This is a genomic window from Vibrio sp. J1-1 (genome assembly GCF_021728395.1).
Classification (GTDB): Bacteria; Pseudomonadota; Gammaproteobacteria; order Enterobacterales; family Vibrionaceae; genus Vibrio.
In genome coordinates, this window is record NZ_JAKKCM010000002.1 from 359,525 (window position 1) to 383,151 (window position 23,627).

Here is a 23,627-nt window from a genome sequence, read left to right on the forward strand (position 1 = left end):
ATTTTATTTCTATAATATATTGAAAAATAAGGATTAAATTTCTTTAATTAAGCTGTGGATTGCCTTTTAATTGGTCATTTCCAACACATCATGTCTGTGTCTCAAAGCACAATTTTCCAACATTCTTCGGATGAATTTACAAAAAATAGTTTGAGATCGAACTAAATTTCAGGCATTTTATATTTAACTAACCGTTCAATTAAAAATGAAAGGGGATGAAATGCCGAAGGTGGGAATGCCTGAAATCAGGAAGCCACAGCTGGTGAAAGCGACAATGTCAGTGATTGATAGGGTGGGCTTACATGCAGCGAGTATCTCGTTGATCAGCAAAGAAGCTGGCGTATCAACGGGTATCATCAATCATTACTTTGGTGGTAAGCACGGGTTATTGGAAGAAACGATGCGCGAGATCCTTCGCCAGCTTTCATTCACGATCACGAAAAAGCTTCGTGAGCTGCCGGCTGATGCTCATCATCAACGTATCAACGCCATTATTGACGGTAACTTTGTCGGCTTTCAGGCTGAAAATAAAGTGGCCAAGACATGGCTAGCCTTCTGGTCTTATTCGATGCATGACGAACAGCTAAAGCGTCTGCAACGTGTAAACGAACGACGTCTTTTGTCCCATCTAAGAAGAGAATTAAAAGCACTATTAAGTGCAGAGCAAGCGGAATTGGTTGCTCACGGGATTGCGTCACTCATTGATGGAATATGGCTACGCGGAACGCTCAACCCGCAAGGCATCGATGCAGAAAAAGCAAGGGTCATCATCAACGACTATCTCGAAAAGCAGCTAACGTACTACTCACAAAAAATTTAAAAGTCACAGGTCTTCAAAATGGAAATGAAAACACATTACATTGATGGTGCAATGTATATCGGAAGCTCTGACGAGCATTTCACCACATACAACCCGGCGAATGGTGAGCCATTGGCCAATGTTAAACAAGCAAATCAACGCGATATGGAAGCGGCTATCGAATCTGCAAAACGCGGCTTTGAAGTATGGTCAGCAATGACGGCAATCGAGCGTAGTCGTATTCTTAACAAAGCCGTTGCGATCTTGCGTGAACGTAATGGTGAACTAGCGGCTTTGGAAGTGGCAGATACAGGGAAACCAATCCAAGAAGCGATCGCGGTTGATATCACGACAGGGGCTGATGTACTTGAATACTATGCGGGTTTAGCGCCTAGTTTACAGGGCGAACAACAGCCACTTAATGAAAACCAGTTTTTCTACACACGCCGTGAGCCACTGGGGATCTGTGCGGGTATCGGTGCTTGGAACTACCCAATTCAAATCGCGATGTGGAAATCAGCACCAGCACTGGCTGCTGGCAACGCAATGATTTTCAAACCATCAGAAGAAACGCCGCTGACAGCATTGAAGTTGGCCGAAATTTATTCAGAAGCGGGCATGCCGGATGGGGTATTCAACGTGGTACAGGGTGATTATCGCGTTGGCCAAATGTTAACGGCACATCCTGATATTTCGAAAGTCTCGTTCACTGGCGAGTGTGGTACGGGCAAAACTGTCATGGGTGACAGTGCGAAAACACTCAAGCAAGTCACCATGGAATTGGGTGGTAAGTCACCACTGATCGTGTTTGATGATGCAAAACTAAATGATGCCGTATCAGCAGCCATGGTTGCGAACTTTTACACTCAGGGTGAAGTATGTACCAACGGTACTCGTGTTTTTGTTCATGAGTCTATCTATGATGAATTTGTTGCACAGCTTAAAACTCGTACTGAACTGCTGATTGTCGGTGATCCTCTTGATGAAAGCACGCAGATCGGTGCTTTGATTTCTAAAGAACATGAACGCAAAGTGTTGTCTGCGATTGAAGACGCTAAGGCAAGTGGCGCAACGCTACTGACTGGCGGCTACAAAGTAACAGATAACGGTCTGGAAAACGGTAACTTTGTTGTTCCAACCGTATTTATTGATTGTGATGATAACATGAGCCACGTACAGCAAGAGATCTTTGGTCCTGTTATGTCGGTGCTTAAGTTCAGTGATGAAGCTGAGGTTATTCAACGTGCCAATGATACCGATTACGGTCTGGCTGCAGGTGTCTTTACTCAGAACCTCTCTCGCGCCCATCGCGTTATTCATAAAATTCAGGCGGGAATCTGCTGGGTTAATGCCTGGGGTGATTCCCCTGCAGAAATGCCAGTAGGCGGCTACAAGCAATCTGGAATTGGCCGCGAAAATGGCGTCGAAACCCTGAAGCATTACACGCAAACTAAGAGTGTACTGGTTCAACTGAGCGACTTCGAAAGCCCTTACGCTTAAATCTCCAGGAGAATCAAAATGCAACAACACTACGATTATATTATCGTCGGTGCGGGTTCGGCCGGCTGTGTTTTAGCGGATCGCTTGAGTGAAAGCGGTCAGCACTCTGTCTTATTACTAGAAGCAGGTGGCACGGATAAGAGCATTTTTATCCAAATGCCGACAGCGCTTTCTTACCCGATGAACACGGAAAAGTACGCTTGGCAATTCGAGACAGTAAAAGAAGGCGGCCTTGATGGACGCCAACTGCACTGTCCTCGCGGTAAAGTTCTTGGCGGTAGCTCTTCTATTAACGGCATGGTTTACGTGCGTGGTCACGCTTGTGATTTCGACCAGTGGGAAGAAGAGGGTGCAAAAGGTTGGAACTACCAAGCGTGTTTGCCTTACTTCCGTAAAGCGGAATCTTGGGTTGGTGGCGCGGATGAATATCGTGGCGATAACGGCCCTGTTGGTACCTGCAACGGTAATGACATGAAGCTTAACCCACTATACGAAGCCTTTATCCAAGCTGGTAAAGATGCGGGTTACCCAGAAACGGATGATTACAACGGTTACCAGCAAGAGGGCTTCGGTCCAATGCACATGACCGTTGATAAAGGCGTTCGCGCTTCAACATCTAATGCGTACTTAAGCCGTGCTAAAAAGCGTAAGAACTTCACGCTAATGAAGCGAGTCACTGTCCACCGAGTCTTACTTGAAAACAACAAAGCGGTAGGCGTTGAATTCGAGCAATCAGGTTCCGTTAAGCAGTGTTTTGCAAATAATGAAGTGATTTCTAGTGCGGGTTCAATTGGTTCGGTACAACTACTGCAACTTTCCGGTATTGGCCCTCAAGATGTATTGGAAAAAGCGGGTATCGAGGTGAAGCACCAGTTGGAAGGCGTGGGTAAAAACCTGCAAGACCATCTGGAGGTTTACTTCCAATATCACTGTAAACAGCCAATCACACTTAACAGTAAGTTAGGTTTGGTGAGCAAAGGGTTAATTGGTACCGAGTGGATTCTTACCCGCAAAGGCCTCGGTGCGACGAACCATTTTGAATCGTGCGCGTTTATTCGTTCTCGCGAAGGCTTGAAGTGGCCGAACATTCAATACCACTTCTTACCAGCTGCGATGCGTTATGACGGTCAGGCTGCCTTTGATGGCCATGGATTTCAGGTACACGTTGGCCCTAATAAGCCAGAAAGCCGAGGCTCAGTAGAAGTAGTTTCATCGAATCCAAATGATAAACCAAAGATCGAGTTCAACTACATCTCCACAGAGCAAGATAAGCAGGACTGGCGTGATTGTATCCGCCTGACGCGTGAAATATTGAACCAGCCAGCGATGGACGAGTTCCGTGGCGATGAAATACAACCGGGTTTAAACATCACCACTGACGAGCAAATTGATGAATGGGTGAAGCAGAATGTAGAGAGTGCTTACCATCCATCTTGCAGCTGCAAAATGGGCGCGGACGATGACCCGTTAGCAGTCCTGGATGAGCAGTGTCAGGTACGTGGTATCCAAGGATTACGTGTTGTGGATTCATCCATTTTCCCAACCATTCCGAACGGCAACTTGAATGCGCCAACCATCATGGTTGCCGAACGCGCTGCGGATATGATCCTAGGTAACGCATTACAAAAATCAAACAATACTCCGGTTTGGATTGCACCGAACTGGCAAGAGATGCAACGAATGCATCCACCAAAAAGAAATTTAGATTCAATCTCATAATTCAAATAATCAACAAATAGTCAGTAATCATTACAAGGAACTAAACATGTCTAAGATGACGAAAATTGTATCAACTATCGCGTTAAGTACCTTAGCAACCGGTGCTTACGCAAATCAGTGTGAAACCGTTCGATTTGCTGATGTAGGTTGGACAGACATTACAGCAACAACCGCCGTTACTTCAGAAATACTAAAAGGGTTAGGGTACAAGACCAAAACGGATCTGCTTTCTGTACCAGTAACCTATTCGTCAATGGCAAATGGCGACATAGATATTTTCCTAGGCAACTGGATGCCAACGATGGAAGGTGATATCGCTAAATACCGTGACGCAGGTACCGTCGAAACTGTTAAAGCTAACCTTGTCGGTGCTAAATACACACTCGCGGTACCAAAATACGTTTACGACTCGGGCGTGACGAGCTTCGCTGACCTGGTAAAACATGCCGACAAGTTTAAAGGTCGCATTTACGGCATCGAACCGGGTAACGATGGTAACCGTCTGATCCAATCAATGATCGATGGCGATGCGTTTGGTCTGAAAGACTTCAGCTTAGTTGAGTCCAGTGAAGCGGGCATGGTGTCACAAGTATCACGTGCAGTGCGTCGTAATCAGTGGATTGTATATTTAGGCTGGGCACCGCACCCGATGAACAACAACGTTGAAATGGAATACTTAGCGGGTGGTGATGACTTCTTCGGTCCAAATTACGGTGGCGCAAATGTCTACACAAACGTACGTAAAAACTACCTTTCTGAGTGTCCAAATGTAGGCCAGCTAGTGAAAAACCTAGAGTTCAGCCTAGAAATGGAAAACGAGTTAATGGAAGCGATTCTTAACCAGAAGCAAAAGCCCTCGAAAGCGGCACAAGCGTGGTTAAACGCGAATCAAGATCAAATCGAAGCGTGGCTTAAGGATGTGAAAACGGTCGATGGCCAGGATGCACAGGCATCGATCTCAGCATACTTAAAATCAAACGCTTAATCTGATTTATACCCCAAAACTCGAGTAATTGTTTGGGGATACTAGGTGGGCGGTGATGCCCACTTCATTAACACTAAGGGTTTATTGTGAATATTATTACGGACAACAAACTACCATTAGGGCAGTGGATGGAAACCGGGGTTGATTGGTTAACCATCAATGCGTCTGGGTTCTTCGATACTATCTCAATTACACTTGAAACCATCATTATGTTTGTGGTGGATATTTTCAAATGGATGCCACCTGCGGCTCCAATCATTATGACGGCAGCTATTGCTTGGTTCCTACATCGTAGTATTCCTCTCGTCGTATTTATCGTGCTAGCGCTACTTGCGATTCTTAACCTTGGTTATTGGCAAGAGATGCTGGAAACCTTTGTCCTTGTTTTTGCAGCGACAACGATTTCCGTATTAATTGGTGTACCTCTGGGAATTATGGCGGCGCATCGTCCTTGGTTATACACATTACTCAGACCGATTCTGGACCTGATGCAAACGGTACCAACGTTTGTATACCTGATTCCGACACTGGTTCTGTTTGGTTTAGGTATCGTTCCGGGGCTTATCTCAACCATTATCTTCGCTATTGCAGCACCAATTCGATTGACTTATTTAGGCATCATTAAAGTGCCAGAAGAGTTGTTGGAAGCGGGTAAAGCATTTGGTGCAAGTCGCATGAAGCTATTGTTTAAGGTGGAGTTACCTGCGGCACTACCAAGTATTATGGCGGGTGTGACGCAATGTATCATGCTGTCTCTTTCGATGGTGGTTATCGCGGCGTTAGTGGGTGCTGATGGCTTAGGCAAACCCGTTGTACGTGCGCTAAACACGGTAAATATCTCACAAGGTTTTGAAGCAGGTTTAGCGATTGTTCTTGTGGCAATTATCCTTGATCGCTTGTGTAAAGCACCAAACCAGAAGGAGGCGTAACCATGGACGCAATTACTATTGACAACCTTGATGTGGTATTTGGTCAGCAACAAGCGCAAGCGCTGGCTTTACTAGACCAAGGTAGGTCGCGACAAGAAATTATCGATGAAACTGGCCAGGTAGTCGGGGTAGATAACGTATCATTGAGCGTTAAACAGGGTGAGATTTGTGTACTGATGGGCTTGTCGGGCTCAGGTAAATCCAGCTTGCTTCGTACCGTTAACGGATTAAATGACATCTCCCGTGGTTCACTGAAAATTAAAGATGGTGACGACATGGTGGAACTGGCGAATTGTGATGAACAGACGCTTCGCCATTTACGTACTCATCGTGTTTCTATGGTGTTTCAGAAGTTCGCTTTGATGCCTTGGTTATCGGTCTTAGATAACGTGGCGTTTGGATTGGAGATGAAAGGCATCGGCAAGGCGGAGCGTCGTGAAAAAGCACGCGAACAACTTGAAATGGTGGGTTTGTCAGAGTGGGAAAACAAATTTCCTCATGAGCTTTCTGGCGGTATGCAGCAGCGTGTTGGCTTAGCTCGCGCCTTTTCGATGGACACTGACATCTTATTGATGGATGAACCGTTTTCAGCCCTTGACCCATTGATTCGAGCACAGCTTCAAGATGAACTTATATTGCTTCAAGAGAAGCTGAACAAAACGATATTATTTGTGAGTCATGACTTGGATGAAGCACTTAAAATTGGTAACAACATTGCCATTATGGAGTCGGGTAAACTGATTCAGCATGGTAAACCAGAACAAATCATTCTTACTCCAGAGAATGATTATGTGGCGGACTTCGTGGCACACACTAATCCGTTAAATGTACTCAAGGGTCGCTCTTTAATGCAATCGAGTACATCCTTGCTACGTGAAGAAGAGCGCGTTCTTATCTGTCCTGAAAGAGGGATTTGGGTGACGCAAGAACCGAAAGGACTAAGCTTAATTGATAGTGATAAGCTGTTGATTCTTTGGGATAGCGAATCATCGAACCTTGATGATGTGAAAGAAAACGCGTTGGTTCAGGTTAGCCCGGATATCAGTATGCGTGAAGCAATAGAGCTTAAGCAGCGCAGTAATCAACCTCTCTTGATGGTGGAAGATAATCAGCTGGTAGGCGTATTGAGTGACAACGAGTTATATGATGCGCTACTGGGTAACTTCAGGTCAGATAAAGTGGCTTAATCACTCCAGAATAGACAACTCGATAACGAAAAGAGCCGCAGTTTAGTTACGCTGCGGCTCTTGGGTATAGAACTTAAATTAGTCATAGATAGTTGTATTTATTCCTCTTTCTTTTCTTTGTCCTGGTTAACAGAATTAGCAATATCTTGTACTGCTTCAACTAAATTAATTGGCATCGGGAAAATAATCGTCGAAGTTTTATCTGTGGTGATTTCAGTTAATGTTTGCATATAGCGCAACTGTAATGCATTTGGTGCTTGATTCAGCATTTGAGCCGCTTCTTTTAACTTTTTAGACGCCTCTAATTCACCGGTTGCGTGAATGATTTTCGCGCGACGGTTACGCTCGGCCTCGGCTTGACGAGCAAGCGCTCGAACCATACTTTCATTCAAATCAACATGCTTGACTTCAACGGTGGCTATTTTAATGCCCCAGTCATCAGTTTGTTGATCAAGTATGGCTTGTAAGTCTTTATTTAATCTTTCTCGCTCAGATAGAAGTTCATCTAACTCATGTTGACCTAATACTGAACGCAGAGTGGTTTGTGCCAACTGACTGGTTGCTTCGTTGTAGCTTTCAATGTTGTTGATGGCCATTTGCGGGTCAACCACTCGGAAGTAAACCACTGCGTTAACGCGAACAGACACGTTGTCTTTGGTAATAAGATCTTGCGTTGGAACATCCAGAACAATGGTTCGTAAGTCGACGCGGACCATTTGTTGGATAAACGGAATCAAGATGATCAGGCCAGGGCCTTTTACCTCTTGAAATCGACCCAAGAAGAATATAACGCCTCGTTCGTACTCACGCAGAACTTTGAAAATTTGTGTCGCTAGTGCGATCAACAGAACTACGATCACAGAAACAGTGTAGAGCAACATATTCGCCTCCTATTGGTTAGGGCGGTCACTGGGCTTCACGGTTAAGGTTAGCCCTTTAACATTGACAACGGTAACTTGGTCACCTTGTTTGAGTCCTTGGTTTTCTTCTGTTTTAGCTTGCCAGAATGCGCCATCCATTTGCACACGACCTTCGCCGTCAACAAAGTCATCACTTACTACTGCATGTTTACCGGGATAGGTTTCAAGACCAGTAGTGACCCGTCTGTGGCGTATTCTAACTAGCATGCCGACTGTCAGAATGATCAGCGCAACTGAAAAAATGGCAAGACCGAATATTAAAGGCAGCGCGACTTGAAAGCCCGGCAAGTCACTGTCCATGAGGAATATCGACCCAAGAATAAAGGCAGCCACACCGCCTAAGCCCAAAACGCCAAAACTCGGACTGAATGCCTCTGCTACCATGAGTGCGATACCGAGTAGTAACAGCCCTAAGCCTGCGTAGTTAACGGGCATCATCTGGAGTGCGTACATAGCTAACAACAAGCAGATGCCGCCCAACACGCCAGGTAAACCAATACCCGGGTTATAGAACTCTAAAAGTAGACCATAGATACCAATAAGGATAAGAATGTAAGCAACATTAGGATTAGTAATGACGGCTAACATTTCCGCGCGCCAATCGGGCACTCTTTCGACCCATACAGGATTGTCCAATGACAATGTCACGGGCTGATTGTTTATTTTAACGGTTGTTCCGTTAATCACCTGAACCAGTTCTTCTGGTGAATTAGCAATATGATCAATGACATTGAGCTTCAGAGCTTCTTGGGCATCCAGACTCGCAGCTTCACTCACCGCTTTCTCTGCCCATTCGGCATTACGGCCATGCAGTTTGGCTAACCCTTTAATGTAGGCGGTAGCGTCATTAATGACTTTCTTTTCCATTGCTGTTTTGGCAGGAACCTTTTCGGAGCTATCGTCAGTGTCGTTTTGTTTGTCTTCGGAACTCTCGTTTTTCTCTTCGCTAGGGGAAGGAACTCCCGGAGCCCCACCACCCAACGCAACAGGGGTAGCTGCGCCAAGGTTTGTTGCTTCTGCCATTGCTGCCACGTGACTGGCAAGAAGGATGTAAGTCCCTGCACTGGCCGCTCTAGAACCTGAGGGACCAACCCAAGTTGCGACAGGAATAGATGAAGTGGTGATGGCATGGATGATGTCTCTCATGGCGCTATCGAGACCGCCCGGAGTGTCCATTTTTAAAATGACTAAGCTGACATTTTCCTCTTGAGCTTGCTCTATTTCTCTGGAAAGGTAATCGCTGATGGCAGGACCAATGGCACCGTTTACCGGGACGATCCATACCGTGTTCGCCATAGCCTGACTGGCAAACATGATCAGTGGTAAGAGCCATATCCATATTCGTTTCATACAGTCCTCCTTGTACAGTGACAGGGACTTATTTTAAGTATACGCAAGTAATCACTGCATGCAGAGTTAGATTACTTTGGTTGGTCAGATCAGGAGAGGGGGAATCGATTTTGAAGGCTTTGGAGGAGTGTTGGCAGGCAATAGATCAAGGGATGATTGCCTGCCTCACATAAGCTAATGGACTTGTTTACCGGAGAACTTTTCCAATACTTCCTCTTTTTTCATTGGCTTATAAAAATAAAAACCTTGTAAATTATTGATATTCCATACCTTTAGCTTACGCACCTGACTTGCTGTTTCAACACCTTCTGCAACGATTGTTAACCCTAACTCTTGAGACATACTGACAATATTACGTACAAGTGTTTTTGCGCGATCATTGCATTCAATCTCATCAATATAGGATTTATCCAATTTGACAATATCCAACGGAAAGTTGCAGATGCTGCTAAATGAGGAATAACCGGTACCAAAATCATCCAATGCGAGTTGAACGCCCAGACGCTTAATCTCATTGATACAGTTAATGGATTCTGTCTCACTTCCCATCAACATACTTTCAGTAATTTCAAGTATGAGGTTTCCTTCGGAGACTTGGTATTCTTTAATCAACGTTGTGAGGTAGGAAATTAATTTTGAGTGATAAAAATGGCGGGCACTTAAGTTAATGTGAACCGAGAGTTGCGGTAATCCTTTAGCGATCCGCACTTGATTGAGTGGACCAATAAACTCGCAAGATTGTTTGAGGATGGACTCCCCGAGCTCAATTATCAGTTTTCCTTGCTCAGCCACGGGAATAAAAACAATGGGTGATACTATACCAAGCTCTGGATGTTGCCAGCGCGCAAGAGCCTCAAAACCGATCACTTCTTCTGTTTTGGCATCAACGATTGGTTGAAAGTAGGGCGTGATTTCGCTTTGCTGTATTGCGGCTTCTAAGTCACGGTTAATAATCTTTAAGGCTTCTGCTTGCTCAGATAGCGCTTCACCAGTAACGAATACCTCACGAATCTGGTATCCGCTTAACGACTGTGCTGAGTGGCGTGCAGCCATCAGAAGATGTTCAACTGGTTGGTGGGTGATTTTGGGATCCATCATCACCGCTTTGCTGTTAAGAGATACGGTAATGTCAGAAAATACAGTCTTATATGAGAGCTGCTTTAACAAGTGATTTGTGGATTCAATCACATCCTGATGGTTTGTCTCATCAGGGATTATAATAATAAATTCATGTTCGCTGATACGACCTATTTGATATTGCCCCAATGCTTCACGCAGCAACTTGGAAATATGTTGAACTGCTTCGTCGAATACATGATGCCCGTATATTTCAGCAAGTTGCTTTAGCTGCTTACTTTTAAGCAAAATGAATGAAAAGCGATTAGGTTGTGTTTTTACTAGTTTATCAAGTGCTTCCATGATAGATGGACGATTACAGAACCCGGAGACAGGGTCAAAGTCGGTCAACTTTTGGATCATTTCTGCTTGCTGTTTGGTTTCCCGAATATCCTGAATGAGCAACATGAGCGCACTCTGTCCGTCGTGTTGAATCAGCGCGGCTTCAATCAGGCAATCAATAGTATCGCTATGGGCATCAAGTATTTGTGCTTCGAACAGGGCTCTGCCGTTTTCTAACTCAATCAACATCTCTTCGAACCGTGATTCGCCGTTATCATTTGGATAAAGGGTGTTGAGCGGGCGATTAATCAGTTCGGACTTTTGATGATTGAGTATTTCCAACGCCCGTGGGTTGACATCGACAATTTGATGCTCTATCACGAAAAGCATTCCTAGCGAAGAGCTGTTATATAACGCGCTAAAGTTATGCATTGAATCCTTTAACTGCGATTTCGTTATCGATGTATTGTCAGACAGCTTCTGTACCAACTTAGAAGCCAGTTCCAGTTCATCTGCGCTAATCGACTGAACGCCTTCAAGGTTATATTTTGACGCGATTTTGCGCATATCATCTGCGAAGCGATTAAAACGAAGAGCCACTTTGTGCTTGAAAACAATAAACGTTGTTGCCGCGATGATCGATGCCACAATACCGACAGTCACGAATAAATAGAGAAACAGTGCATTGCTTTTAGAATAGTACTCACGTTTCATTTTGGTCTCTACCCAGGCAATAGGTGAGCCACCCAGGTCACTCAGCAGGGAGGATTTGGTAATAGCCGTCGTTGATTTGTCTATATCTCGTGTGAGGGTGCTTTCAGGCGGTAAAGAGATGAGAGGCGTTAACGAACTTTGAGCGGATAGGGCAGGTGCGAAATCACCGGGAAAGCGTGTTGATAAATTTCTTCCCCACAATAGCCAACCATTGGAAGCTCGGTTACTCGAACTGTTTCTGACTGGCGTTAAACTGAGCCCCCAGATGGTTTGATCTATTTTTAAAAGCCCTGAGAGTTGGGTACGATGAGCATCTGGTTTGTGATTCATCGCGGCTATATGCTGTTGTATGAGAGGGTGTTGCACAACGTTAGCTGATAGCGAAGAAGATTTTTCTTCTGAATCCTCTCGAGTAAGAGAGAGTAATTCTTGCCCTGCAAACGTGACAAACGACATCATGTCCAGGTTTAACGAGTTGAGCGTTTCTATATACAGATTTCGTTCGGTATAACCCGCTACGTCCGGCTTATCGAGAAAAAGCTCGTAAGTTTCATCCCAATAGGCCCAGTCATAAGAGTTAGCACTTTGCTGGGATAGCATCAAATCAACCACGGCGAGTGCTTGCTGGTTGGCCTGGTCAATTTCCATGTTTTCTAATTGGTCGACGCTATAAAGAAAAAAATAGCGACTTATGATCAGACAACTTAGCACCATTCCAAGCAAACCAAGTGAGAAGTATAAAGCCGTCTTATAGCGAAGGTTTAAGTTAGATAAGCGAAACGTTTGCATTAAAAATGGTTATAGGTATAAGTTTTTTGAAATTGTATGGCATCTAACACTATATTTTTTTGATGGAAGTTCAATTTGTTAACATTGAGTTGGTTAAATACCTTCGAAGTTATGTTTCACATGACATAGAGATTCAAACTACCGATATCCAGTTAACGCTGGTTAATTGATGCGCGTAATATTATCAAATCCTTTCATATTAAGTAGAGAACTTCGATTGTACTGAGTATCTAAATTGTGAAGGCGATAGTAAACTGTCTAAAAACAAAGGAATTTGCGATGTTTATTGTTTACCGCTTAGCCAAGTTAGCCATTATCTGTATGATATTTTTTACCATCTACGATCTAATTGCTTACGGTGAGATCACTTGGTTTCATCGGCTATTGTCATTTTTCAACTAATTTGAACGACGTGGCTGGTTGAGCAAACACTTGCCACACATCATATCAACGAGCAGTTATGCAAATAGGTAGGAAGTTCATATGAGTAAGCACTCCGCGATCATTGAGTGGCAACGTCAAACAAGCGAAATTTTTAGCGACAATCAATACAGTCGGGCACATAAGTGGACGTTTGACGGCGGCTTACAGATACCTGCTTCTCCGTCCCCTCTTGTCGTACCTCTTCCACTATCAGTTGCCGAAAATGTGGATCCAGAAGAAGCGTTTGTTGCGGCGCTTTCGAGCTGTCATATGTTGGTTTTTTTGTCGATAGCGGCCAAACGTCGTTATATCGTCGATTCTTACGTTGATGCAGCTGAAGGAGAGCTTACCAAAGGGGACAATGGTAAGGAGTGGGTATCGCGAGTGAATTTGAATCCCAAAATCGTCTTTTCGGGTGAGAAACAGCCTACGTACGAACAGCTAGAAAAGATGCATCACATGGCGCATGAAAATTGCTTTATTGCTAACTCTGTAAAAACTGAAGTAGTAACAAATATTCTTGAGTAACCGATTTCTACCAATCGGCTCTGGGCCTTAATTATTTAACCAGGCAGACTCCTTTAACAATGTCAGATTATGTCGCTAAAGCGACGAAATGACATTGTTGTGCGTCAGCGCAAACGTCACTTGTTAAATTAATGTTATTGTTTGCGTGTGTTAAGCAAACAAGATTACGACATGAGTAGCCGCACCCCATTAGAGTCGTTTATGCAAACGGACGGCTCCCCGACGTTTGGTCATCTTGACGCAATGCCTAAATCGTTACAGCTTGATCGTTTTGCATACCGGAATGAGATGGACCAACCCGCATCGAAATTACGCAAGTATTTCGGCTACAAGCAATTCCAGTTTGTCTCTCTGGTTACGCCTGAGTATCTCATAGGTATTGCGATCGCGGATATTCGTTATTTGGCTTCCGGTTTTTGTTATCTTTATGACATTAAAAACAACGAACTCGTTGAGCAACAATGGCTTAAACCTTTCAATCTCGGCTATCAAACTGAGCCATCAAGTTGGTCAAGCTCCGCGACTCTGGCGGATGACGCCATCCAATTTTCCATCCAAGAAGGTACATGGCACGTCCATTTTGTGTCTGGTTCAGTAAATGCCGTAATTAGCTTACTCCCTGAACCACATAGTATTCCGTTGATGTTATGTACACCGACGGGGTATTCAGGCTGGACCTACACGCAAAAGCACAATGGATTAGCGGTGGCTGGTAACCTGTTTATTTTGGGTCAAGAACAAGACCTGAGTAAAGTCTCAGCAGGGTACGATTTTTCGGCAGGATACATGCGAAGAGAAACAAGTTGGCGATGGGCGAGTATTAATCATCTTCGAGATACTGATCATTTAGGGCTTAACCTCGCCGTGGGAGTCAACGAAACAGGCTATTGCGAAAATGTGCTTTGGGTTAATGGTGACCGTCATTTGATGGCACCGGTGCACTTTCATTTTTCGCGCAAGAAACCACATGAGGCGTGGAGGATTACCTCGCAAGATGGGCGAGTTGAACTCAGCTTTACACCGTTAAACTGTCGATCAGAAAGAAAGAACTTCTGGTTTCTCAAAAGTAATTTTCGTCAATATATGGGGCACTTTAACGGCTTTGTCGTTGATGGAAATGGCAAGAAACATGAATTGAAGGATGTCGTTGGCTTAACTGAAGATCACTACGCAAAATGGTAGCAAAGACATGGATTGGTCAATGTTAATGGAGCGCCCTGAGCTGCTGCTTATGATTCTGGCTCCGATATTTTTTCTCTGCATGTTCGCAGAGTACTGGTTAGGTCAGCGTAAAGGTCGTTTGCCAAAAAGCGCCAGCTATGTCCTGCCAGAAGTGGCATGTAATTTTATACTGGCAGGGTTACACCAAGCGGCAGATATTCTTGCGGGGCTGTTTATCTCTCAGCTCTATTTATGGTTTTTTGGTTGGCGCTTGTTTGACATCGAAATCAGTATCTCTACATTATTAACACTCTTAATCCTACAAGATCTCTTCTACTATTGGTTTCACCGAGCTAGCCATCGTATTCGTTGGATGTGGGCTGCACACGTTGTTCACCATAGCTCGGAAAGGATGAATTTTAGTACCGCCTTTCGTCAAAGTTTAATGTATCCGCTTGCGGGGATGTGGCTATTTTGGTTGCCTTTGGTGGTTATAGGCTTTGAACCGAAATGGGTGATCTTCGCTGTGTTGCTCAATTTGGGATTACAGTTCTTTGTTCATACTCAATCGATACGCTCTCTTGGGCCATTAGAATGGGTATTTAATACACCGTCTCATCATCGTGTACATCATGGCATCAATCGACAATACATAGATAAAAACTACGCAGGTGTGCTCATTATCTGGGATCGTATGTTTGGCTCTTTTGAGCCAGAGGTCGAAACTGTGTGTTACGGGATATCTAAGCCTGTAAACAGTTTTAACCCAATAACGGTTCTCTTTTCGGAGTGGAAAGATATGCTTAAAGACGCTAGCCAACCCTCGTTAACGTGGCGTCAACGTTGGCAATGTTTGTTTTCACCCCCAACAGACTCCACAAGTCAGTAGCTTAGAACCGCGCTCACACTTTGGACTGGTTGTAATGACAGCGACACAGACAGCGTTACTGATTCTAATACGCTGGATGAATTTGAAGATCAGGCCCGAGAATTCGTCTCAAAAAATTGAAGGAAGATAAAATATCGTATTGCATAAGTCTTTTTCGGCTTAGATTAAGTTAATTGCGCTTAATTCAGGATGGTAAAAACAGGTTATCGAACTGGGTTTACATATCATGCTGATTTTGATTATTGATTGTCGATCATCCAGACTGCGGCCTCTAAGCGAGAACTGACGTTGAGTTTTTTCATAAGATTTTTGACGTGGACTTTTACTGTCGAGTCGGTGATTTTTAGTTCGTGAGCGATGAGCTTGTTACTCATGCCTTTAGAGATGAGTGACAGTATTTCAAGTTCTCGATTGGTAAGTGATTTTAGTGGGCTTTCTTGCGCGATCTTTTTCGGTTTATTGCATGATTGAAGCAGTACTTTGGTCAGTCGGTCAGACAAGGCAAGTTGTCCTAATACGGCTTGCTTTATGTTAGTCACAATATCTTCAGGTTCCATATCTTTTAACAGATAGCCATCGGCACCGCTGGATATTGCATTAAGAACATCATCTTCATTGTCGGAAACGGTCAGCATCACCACACGGGAAGTGACGCCTCTTTCCCTCATTTGGCGGACAGTCTCTAAGCCGTCTATTCCTTGCATGTTCAGATCGAGAATAATCAAGTCCGGATCATGCTTAACGGCACCTTCGATTGCATCAGTTCCGTTGTTATATTCACATATCACTTGTAGACCTTCTTCCAAGGCAATCAGTTGTCGTAACCCGCTGCGAAATAGTGGGTGGTCGTCGACCAACATTATCGTTGCATCTTGTGTGCTCAACATTAACTCCTCCATGTGTTGTTTAGATGTATGATCATGATTTATAGCCATTAGATCCACCATTATTTATCACTTAGTAAAAGTAACCCTTCAATCACCGCGGCAGAGCAAGCAAGTAAAGCAAGAGACTTCCAAAATAAAATGGGGTTACGCTTTATTAAAGGTTTGTTGTCGACACCGTTTAATAGTTGGGTATTTGGCGTATAAAGGTCAGCAATGAAATCACCCAGAGCCTGATAGCGATTATTGGGGAGCTCGGCGGTCGCTTTTTTAAATGCGAGATCTACCCATAACGGAATATCTTCCCGATACTCTTTTATAGAGTGGTATTCCCATCTGACGTGCCGAGCCTGCTGCAGTGTTTGCTGTGAATGTTCCTTATATGGCAGGTGAGCGGTGAGCATTTCATACCCGATAATACCGATAGAAAATAGATCAGAGAGTGTGTTCGCTTCTCCAGTATTGATGTACTCAGGAGCCGTATAGTTGACCGAACCAAGCGGGAAAGATGTGGTTTCTTCCTGCTGCATCTCTCGCAGTCCTTTTGCTTCAACCGTACCAAAATCGATGATTTTAACCTCGCGATTGGGTGTGATCATGATGTTTTCGGGCTTTAAATCGCGATGCACCATATCCGCGCGCTGGAAAACCCGAACTGCTTTTACGATGCCATCGAGTATTTCACGCACGGAATCCAAAGGTGGGTTGGGATGATCATGTATCCATTGGCGTAGCGTTATTCCCTCAATGTATTCGCATACCTGATAGATGAATTTTGAATGGACGGGCCTCGGATACATTTTCATTACTCGACGACTGTCTAATTGAGTCGAGAACCATTGCTCATTGGCAAATCGTTTTAACGTCTCGGGATCGTCACTGTAATTGAGCGAGGGGGCTTTGATAATGACATTACCACCTTTTTGTCTATCAAAAGCGAGATAGACGTGGCTGCGTGGTCCTTCGTAGAGAGTGTCTATTATTTCAAAATGATCGAGGCTTTGACCCTGCTGTAAAGCTGGTGGAATGTTGTTCGCGAGTAAGGCAGTTTGGTATTCAGTCAAGTTAAAGCTAGGTAATTCTCTTACTTTCAACACGGTACAGCTTACATTGTCAGAGCTTCCTTTGAATAAAGCGTTGTCACATAAAGCCTGCGAAAGGGCTTCGCAAGAGTTTGCGTTGCTAATCTGTTGTTTGATTTCTTCATGAGTTAAGGTCTCATGAACCCCATCTGTGGTTAAAACTATGGTGTCGTTTTCTTTGAGCGGTAATGTGAGAAAGTCGATTTCAACCTTTTCATCCATACCAAGGGCTCGAGTCAGATAACTTTGGTGGCCGAAATTAGTTCGCTGATGATCCCGGGTTAGGAGAGTCAGAGTGCCATTGCGATAGAGATAAACTCTGCTATCCCCAACGTGAAAGATGTACCCAGTATTAGATTTAATAACAATGGCGCTAAACGTCGTTACCATACCATTATGGTAAAGTTGCTCTTTGCCCTGACTATAGAGCCAACTATTTAAACTGGTAAGTAATTCAATCGCTGAACGCTTAATGCTCCAGCTAGAGGGCGTCGCATAGTAATCGGTTACAAATTGAGTGGTAGCGGTCTGGCTGGCTTGCTGAGCCTGGTTACTGCAACTCACGCCATCGGCAATACAAGCCACAACCCCTTTGTGAATCAATTCATCTCGAGTGGTCGGATACTTGACGATAAACGCGTCTTGATTTTCGTCTCTATTACCCACCAAAGAACACCCGGAAAATTCAATATGTTGTATTTCTTGATCTGACTTTTCTTGAGTTAACATTGAGCCGTCCTTGCTGCATTTTCCCAGAATAAAAATAAACAAGAACAAAAGCTCAACCAGAATTGGTCGAGCTTTTGAACGATATTGAGACATTACTTAATTTGGTGATTATTTGCGTATATCAATCAGTAAAGCTCAATATCTCCCGATAAACCCCGATACTTATACAACTTAATGAGATACATCAATCAGAGTGACGCTACCATCTTCGTTAACTTCTGCAATTTTACCTGATGGCTCTTCCATAAACATGAGAGCGACGAAGCCAACGATAGCCGTAGCTGCGATTACGTAGAAGAACGTTTGATAAGAGACGAAAGATAAAATGGTTAGATAAGTCACCGCACCCACATTGCCGTACGCGCCTGTCATCCCTGCGATTTGCCCTGTCATTCGGCGCTTGATAAGTGGAACCGTTGCGAATACTGCGCCTTCACCTGCCTGAACAAAGAATGAACAAGACATAGCAGCAGCCACGGCTAACCAGACTGGCCAGCTTTCGTTGACTTGCCCCATCAGGAAATAACCCACGGCAAGGCCTGCTGTCAGAATGAGAAGCGTTAGTTTGCGTCCAAACTTATCTGAGATTAGACCGCCACCCGGACGAGACATCAGGTTCATAAATGCGTAAGCGGAAGCCACCATTCCGGCCACTACTGGCGATAGTTCAAAGGTTTCAGAAAAGAAAAGTGGCAACATCGAAATTACGGCTAGTTCAGAGCCAAACGTTGCAAAGTACAGCACGTTTAGCACCGCCACTTGCTTGAATTTGTACTGGTGAATAGGTTCAACAGGCTTTTTGAAAATCGATTTGTTGACTTTCCAAACCTGATTCGCGTCGATGACGTAAAGCAACGTGAGGCCAGCGTAAATGGCGTTTACGACACCTTGTTCAAGCATATTGATATTGCTTGGGGACAACTTCCATACCAGCAGTGCGAGTACCGCGTACATTGGCACTTTCATTGCTAAAAGGAAAAAGAAATCGCCTTTTGATGTAACTTCCATTGCTGACAAGTGTTTAGGGCGGAAGTAAGTTGCGCCCTTTGGCGTGTCTGAGACGTTCTTGTAAAAAACAACAGAGAACAGAAGGCTCATTATACCTGTTAGAGCCGTCGCATAGCGCCAGCCGTCTTCGCCACCAAAGACTAATGCTAGAGTTGGTAGTGTAAATGCAGCGGCGGCAGAACCGAAGTTACCCCAACCACCATAAATGCCTTCTGCGGTTCCAAGTTGATTATGTGGAAACCATTCTGAAACGAGGCGAATACCGATAACGAAGCCTGCACCGATAAAGCCAAGCAGGAACCGTGCAATGGCTGCCTGAATAAAGGAATCTGCAAAGGCGAACATGAAACATGGAATAGAGCAGATAGCCAGCAATGCCGAATATACAATTCGTGGACCAAAGCGATCGGTAAACATGCCGATAAGTACACGCGCAGGTATAGTCAGTGCGACGTTTAGAATCAACAACGTTTTAATTTCTTCACTCGAGAGACCAAGTGATTCTTTCACCATTTGTAGCAATGGTGCAAAGTTAAACCAGACAACAAATGTAATAAAAAATGCCATCCAGCTTAAATGGAGGATCTTCATTTTTCCGTTAAAGGAAAAGAGGGTGAATTTTGAGCTTTCCATGTTCAATAATCCTTATAAGATTCATTTCGAAGGCATTGCCTTGATTGTGTCGCTTAGGCAATGCCACCGTGTTTTGGCGTCTGCTTCTCGTTACGGTCTAAGTTCGATCATGCCGTTGTTATTCCTGACTTCAAAAATTGGCACGTTATACTCTGGGTTTTCGATACATTTGCCTGTCTCCAAACAAAAATGTTGTTTGTACAAAGGCGAGGCAACACACAGTATCTCTCCCACACACCCAAGAATTCCTCTCGATAAAATGTTGGCTTTACCAATAGGGTCAAAGTTAGAAATAGCGTGTAAAGAGTTGGTGCGCTGGCTGAAAAACACCGCGATTTGTTTATCATCTACTTTGGCGCAAACCCCGGTGTTGGGTGCGATGGCAGTTGATTCACAGATTGATATCCAGTTACTCATATCGATTCTCCTAAAATTAAATATCCAGATTGGTATCAGCTAACTTCGACCACTTCGATAGCAAGCTCTTCTGCTGTGTTTTTCGGAAATTTCTGCTCTCTGACTGTGACGAACTGAAGTGATTCATCACGATCAGGACTGTTAATAAAGTGGCTGAATCGACGCAGTTTCTCAGGAGATTCCAAGGTGGTTTTCCATTCACACTGGTAATTTTCGAGGCTGTGTTGCATCGATTTTTCCAGCTCGCCTGCTAACCCAAGTTTGTCGTCAATCACCACCTCTTTGAGATAGTCAATGCCGCCTTCCAGATTCTCAAGCCATACGGAAGTACGTTGCAGTTTGTCTGCTGTGCGGATATAGAACATCAAAACTCGGTCGACATACTTAATCAAAGTTTCGTCATCCAAATCTGTTGCCAATAGATCGGCGTGGCGAGGGCGCATACCGCCATTACCACAGACATAGAGGTTCCATCCTTTGTCTGTCGCTATTACACCGATATCTTTTGACTGGGCTTCAGCACATTCACGAGTACAGCCAGAAACGGCAAACTTGAGCTTGTGAGGGGAACGAAGACCTTTGTAACGATTTTCTAAATCGATAGCGAAACCTACGCTGTTGCCAACGCCATAGCGACACCAAGTGCTGCCTACGCATGATTTTACGGTACGAACGGATTTGCCGTAGGCGTGACCAGTCTCAAAGCCCGCATCAACGAGTCGTTTCCAGATTAAAGGTAAGTCATTGAGCTGTGCGCCAAACAGGTCGATTCGCTGGCCGCCAGTGACTTTGGTATAAAGTTCGAAATCACGAGCGACCTCACCAATCACGATGAGTTTCTCTGGGGTAATTTCACCTCCAGCCACTCTTGGGACAACAGAGTAGGTGCCATCTTTCTGCATGTTACCAAGATAAATATCATTGGTATCCTGAAGCTCAATATGATCATCGTGCAAGATATAGTCGTTCCAGTACGAGGCCAAAATAGAACCTGCGGTAGGTTTACAGATTTCACAGCCGAGTCCTTGACCGTATTTCTCTAATAGTTCATCGAACGTTTTTATTTTGTTTACACGAATAAGATCACTGAGTTCCTGACGTGAATACGCAAAATGCTCACAAACATGATTGTTCACTTCCACGCCTAGCTTTTCTAATTCGCTGTCGAGCACTTGTTTTGCCAATGCACTACAACCACCGCAGCCTGTTGACGCGTTAGTTGTCTCTTTTAGAGCCGCCATCGTAGTGCAGCCAGCAGCCACCGCTTGTTTAATTGAGCCTTTAGTGACATCGAAACATGAACAGATAACAGCACTATCAGGCAGAGCATCAATACCCAGCCCGGCTGATTCATCTTCAGCCACGTTAGGCAGGATTAACACGGATGGGTTCTCTGGCAATGGAAGATCGTTTTGGCGAATCTGTAGCAGATTTCCGTACGCAGCGGCATCACCGACTAAGACCGCACCAACAATTTTCTTTTTATCTTCAGAGACGATTAAGCGTTTGTAAACTTGCTCAATCTCATCTTTGTACGTGTATGACAGGGCACCAGCTGTTTGGCCATGGACATCACCAATACTCGCGACATCGACACCCATTAATTTCAATTTGGTGCTCATATCTGCGCCCGTAAACTGGGGTGCCTCATCAGTGCCAAGGATATGTTGAGCCGCAACCTTCGCCATTTGGTAGCCAGGTGCCACCAGACCAAAAATACGTTGCTCCCACAATGCACACTCACCAATAGCATAGATATCGCCATAGTTAGTTTGACAGTGATTGTTAATCACAATACCGCCACGCTCGCCAATCTCTATGGCGCTGTTACGCGCTAGCTCATCTTGTGGGCGAATACCCGCAGAGAATACGATCATGTCAGTATCAACATGAGTACCGTCGGAAAAATTCATTCTGTAACGGCATTCGTCTCCATCGATGATTTCTGTGGTTGCTTTTTCTGTATGGACGGTGACGCCAAGTGCTTCAATTTTACGGCGTAATAAATCGCCACCATCCTGGTCAAGCTGAACCGCCATGAGACGCGGGGCAAACTCAACGACATGCGTTTCTAGTCCAAGATTTTTAATTGCATTAGCCGCTTCCAGACCAAGAAGGCCGCCACCAATTACCACGCCAACTTTGCTTTCTTTACTTGAGCGTTCAATTTCGTCCAGATCTTCGATGGTTCTGTAGACATGGCAGAATTCTTTTTCGTTACCAGGAATTGGTGGCACAAACGGGTACGAACCTGTCGCAAGTACCAATTTGTCGTAACTTTCCACACGGCCTGAAGAAGTGACAATCTGTTTATCTTCTGGGTTTACTTGACTCACTTTTTCATTCAGCAGGTATTTAATGCCGTTTGACTGGTAATAACCTTCACTGGTTAACGACAGGTCTTCGACCGTTTTACCAGTAAAATATGAGGTCAATTGAACACGGTCGTAAGCTAGGCGTGGCTCTTCAGAAAACGTCACGACCTCAATGTTGTCTTGTTCAGACTGGATTAACGTATCTATAAATTTATGGCCAACCATTCCGTTACCGACCACAATGATTTTTTGTTTACTCATAATCTCATTCCCTTAGTGATTCTGACTTTTCATGGCCGTGTAATTAGGCGCTTCTACGTAAACTTGATTCGGAAAGAACTTCCATATTCTTGTTATTAAGTTGTTGTAACCAATGCATTTGGCTTGACACTGTGACAACGTCACCTATTACAATTAATGCCGGAGACTTTATTGAATGACGAGTTATCAATTCGGATAGTTCGGATAACTCGCCAATGATCGTTCTTTGTTGTGGCGTACAACCGTTTTCAATAATGGCTACTGGTTTGTCTGCGTTCATACCTGAGCTGGTCAGCTGCTGTTGTATGAGTGGTGCTTTGGTCAACCCCATATAAATGACCAACGTTTGGTTGAGTTGAGCCAACGCCGACCAGTTGATTTCAAGCTTCTTATCAGCGTGAGCGGTGATGAATGTGCAACCCTGCGCTAAGCCTCGGTGGGTTAGGGGGATATTGGAGTAAGTAGAACACCCTGATGCGGCGGTAATGCCCGGAACCACGCTTACATTAATTCCCAATTTAGTGAGAAATAGCATTTCTTCGCCGCCTCGCCCAAACACGAACGAGTCTCCACCTTTTACTCGGCATACGTTCTTTGCATCGAACGCAAAATTAGCGATTAACTGGTTGATTTCTTCTTGTTTATAGCTATGGCAGCCTTTTGCTTTTCCGACATAAACAAGCTTGCAATGGGAGGGGAACAGAGCACGTATATCCTCACTGACTAAGTTGTCGTACACGATGACATCGGCATGCTCAATCGCCTTAATAGCCTTAACGGTAAGTAAGTCTGGATCACCTGGTCCAGCGCCTACTAAGGATACATTTCCAATAATTGAATGTTCTGTATTCATCATCATTGCCTCGAATGTGACTTTGCTAGTTGTTACCCACAAAGCAATATGAATGCCAGCATGATTTATTTTTGTTGAAATTAAATAAAATCCTTTTTAATACAATAGTTTATTGGTTTTTATTTGTGTTGGCTGGAGATGGAGAGCAAAGAGA

General features: G+C 44.3%; 19 protein-coding genes. 10 read left to right on the forward strand and 9 right to left on the reverse strand.

The features are described 5' to 3' along the window. Positions 1 to 220 precede the first annotated feature (220 nt). From betI to choV, 6 genes are all read left to right on the forward strand, one after another. Positions 221 to 820, forward strand: coding sequence for a transcriptional regulator BetI (betI, locus tag L3V31_RS04310; protein WP_014233980.1), 600 nt, complete (start codon positions 221 to 223; stop codon positions 818 to 820). Between the two features lie 18 nt (positions 821 to 838). Further along, positions 839 to 2,299, forward strand: a complete 1,461-nt coding sequence (betB, locus tag L3V31_RS04315) for a betaine-aldehyde dehydrogenase (RefSeq protein WP_237314890.1) — start codon at positions 839 to 841, stop codon at positions 2,297 to 2,299. An 18-nt stretch (positions 2,300 to 2,317) separates the two neighbouring features. Beyond that, a complete protein-coding gene (betA, locus tag L3V31_RS04320; protein ID WP_237314891.1) occupies positions 2,318 to 4,018 on the forward strand; it encodes a choline dehydrogenase in 1,701 nt (566 codons plus the stop codon). Between the two features lie 46 nt (positions 4,019 to 4,064). Continuing rightward, positions 4,065 to 5,003, forward strand: a complete 939-nt coding sequence (locus tag L3V31_RS04325) for a choline ABC transporter substrate-binding protein (protein ID WP_237314892.1) — start codon at positions 4,065 to 4,067, stop codon at positions 5,001 to 5,003. Positions 5,004 to 5,089: 86 nt separating this feature from the next. Continuing rightward, a complete protein-coding gene (gene choW, locus L3V31_RS04330; RefSeq protein ID WP_118120313.1) occupies positions 5,090 to 5,932 on the forward strand; it encodes a choline ABC transporter permease subunit in 843 nt (280 codons plus the stop codon). Positions 5,933 to 5,934: 2 nt separating this feature from the next. Continuing rightward, entirely contained in the window at positions 5,935 to 7,119 is a 1,185-nt protein-coding gene (choV, locus tag L3V31_RS04335) for a choline ABC transporter ATP-binding protein (RefSeq protein ID WP_237314893.1), read from the forward strand. 98 nt (positions 7,120 to 7,217) lie between these two features. On the opposite strand, the gene L3V31_RS04340 is transcribed toward choV, so the two are convergent. The 3 genes from L3V31_RS04340 to L3V31_RS04350 all read right to left on the reverse strand — a co-directional run bounded on the left by L3V31_RS04340 (position 7,218) and on the right by L3V31_RS04350 (position 12,215). Beyond that, positions 7,218 to 8,000: a slipin family protein gene (locus L3V31_RS04340; protein WP_237314894.1), complete on the reverse strand. Its 783-nt coding sequence runs from the start codon at positions 7,998 to 8,000 to the stop codon at positions 7,218 to 7,220. Positions 8,001 to 8,009: 9 nt separating this feature from the next. Then, positions 8,010 to 9,389, reverse strand: coding sequence for a nodulation protein NfeD (locus tag L3V31_RS04345; protein WP_237314895.1), 1,380 nt, complete (start codon positions 9,387 to 9,389; stop codon positions 8,010 to 8,012). Between the two features lie 174 nt (positions 9,390 to 9,563). Continuing rightward, positions 9,564 to 12,215 carry an EAL domain-containing protein gene (locus tag L3V31_RS04350; protein ID WP_237315004.1) on the reverse strand — a complete coding sequence of 884 codons (2,652 nt, stop codon included), beginning with the start codon at positions 12,213 to 12,215 and terminating at the stop codon, positions 9,564 to 9,566. A 354-nt stretch (positions 12,216 to 12,569) separates the two neighbouring features. Here L3V31_RS04350 and L3V31_RS22015 point away from each other — a divergent pair, with 354 nt between their 5' ends. The 4 genes from L3V31_RS22015 (at position 12,570) to L3V31_RS04365 (ending at position 15,291) form a co-directional block, all read left to right on the forward strand. Continuing rightward, positions 12,570 to 12,692, forward strand: coding sequence for a hypothetical protein (locus L3V31_RS22015; RefSeq protein WP_267135883.1), 123 nt, complete (start codon positions 12,570 to 12,572; stop codon positions 12,690 to 12,692). Positions 12,693 to 12,773: 81 nt separating this feature from the next. After that, positions 12,774 to 13,241 carry an OsmC family protein gene (locus tag L3V31_RS04355; RefSeq protein ID WP_237314896.1) on the forward strand — a complete coding sequence of 156 codons (468 nt, stop codon included), beginning with the start codon at positions 12,774 to 12,776 and terminating at the stop codon, positions 13,239 to 13,241. Between the two features lie 171 nt (positions 13,242 to 13,412). Next, positions 13,413 to 14,423 carry a DUF2804 domain-containing protein gene (locus L3V31_RS04360; RefSeq protein WP_237314897.1) on the forward strand — a complete coding sequence of 337 codons (1,011 nt, stop codon included), beginning with the start codon at positions 13,413 to 13,415 and terminating at the stop codon, positions 14,421 to 14,423. A gap of 7 nt (positions 14,424 to 14,430) precedes the next feature. Next, positions 14,431 to 15,291 carry a sterol desaturase family protein gene (locus L3V31_RS04365; protein ID WP_237314898.1) on the forward strand — a complete coding sequence of 287 codons (861 nt, stop codon included), beginning with the start codon at positions 14,431 to 14,433 and terminating at the stop codon, positions 15,289 to 15,291. A 239-nt stretch (positions 15,292 to 15,530) separates the two neighbouring features. Here the strand turns inward: L3V31_RS04365 and narL are convergent, their stop codons facing one another. From narL to cobA, 6 genes are all read right to left on the reverse strand, one after another. Next, positions 15,531 to 16,178, reverse strand: coding sequence for a two-component system response regulator NarL (gene narL, locus L3V31_RS04370; protein ID WP_237314899.1), 648 nt, complete (start codon positions 16,176 to 16,178; stop codon positions 15,531 to 15,533). Between the two features lie 59 nt (positions 16,179 to 16,237). Then, complete coding sequence (locus tag L3V31_RS04375) at positions 16,238 to 17,986, reverse strand: bifunctional protein-serine/threonine kinase/phosphatase (protein WP_237314900.1); 1,749 nt, start codon at positions 17,984 to 17,986, stop codon at positions 16,238 to 16,240. A 171-nt stretch (positions 17,987 to 18,157) separates the two neighbouring features. Then, complete coding sequence (locus L3V31_RS04380) at positions 18,158 to 19,627, reverse strand: NarK family nitrate/nitrite MFS transporter (protein WP_237314901.1); 1,470 nt, start codon at positions 19,625 to 19,627, stop codon at positions 18,158 to 18,160. Positions 19,628 to 19,717: 90 nt separating this feature from the next. After that, positions 19,718 to 20,044, reverse strand: coding sequence for a nitrite reductase small subunit NirD (gene nirD, locus L3V31_RS04385; RefSeq protein WP_237314902.1), 327 nt, complete (start codon positions 20,042 to 20,044; stop codon positions 19,718 to 19,720). 35 nt (positions 20,045 to 20,079) lie between these two features. Beyond that, complete coding sequence (nirB, locus tag L3V31_RS04390; protein WP_237314903.1) at positions 20,080 to 22,620, reverse strand: nitrite reductase large subunit NirB; 2,541 nt, start codon at positions 22,618 to 22,620, stop codon at positions 20,080 to 20,082. Between the two features lie 43 nt (positions 22,621 to 22,663). Next, positions 22,664 to 23,473, reverse strand: coding sequence for a uroporphyrinogen-III C-methyltransferase (gene cobA, locus L3V31_RS04395; RefSeq protein ID WP_237314904.1), 810 nt, complete (start codon positions 23,471 to 23,473; stop codon positions 22,664 to 22,666). Positions 23,474 to 23,627: the final 154 nt, after the last annotated feature.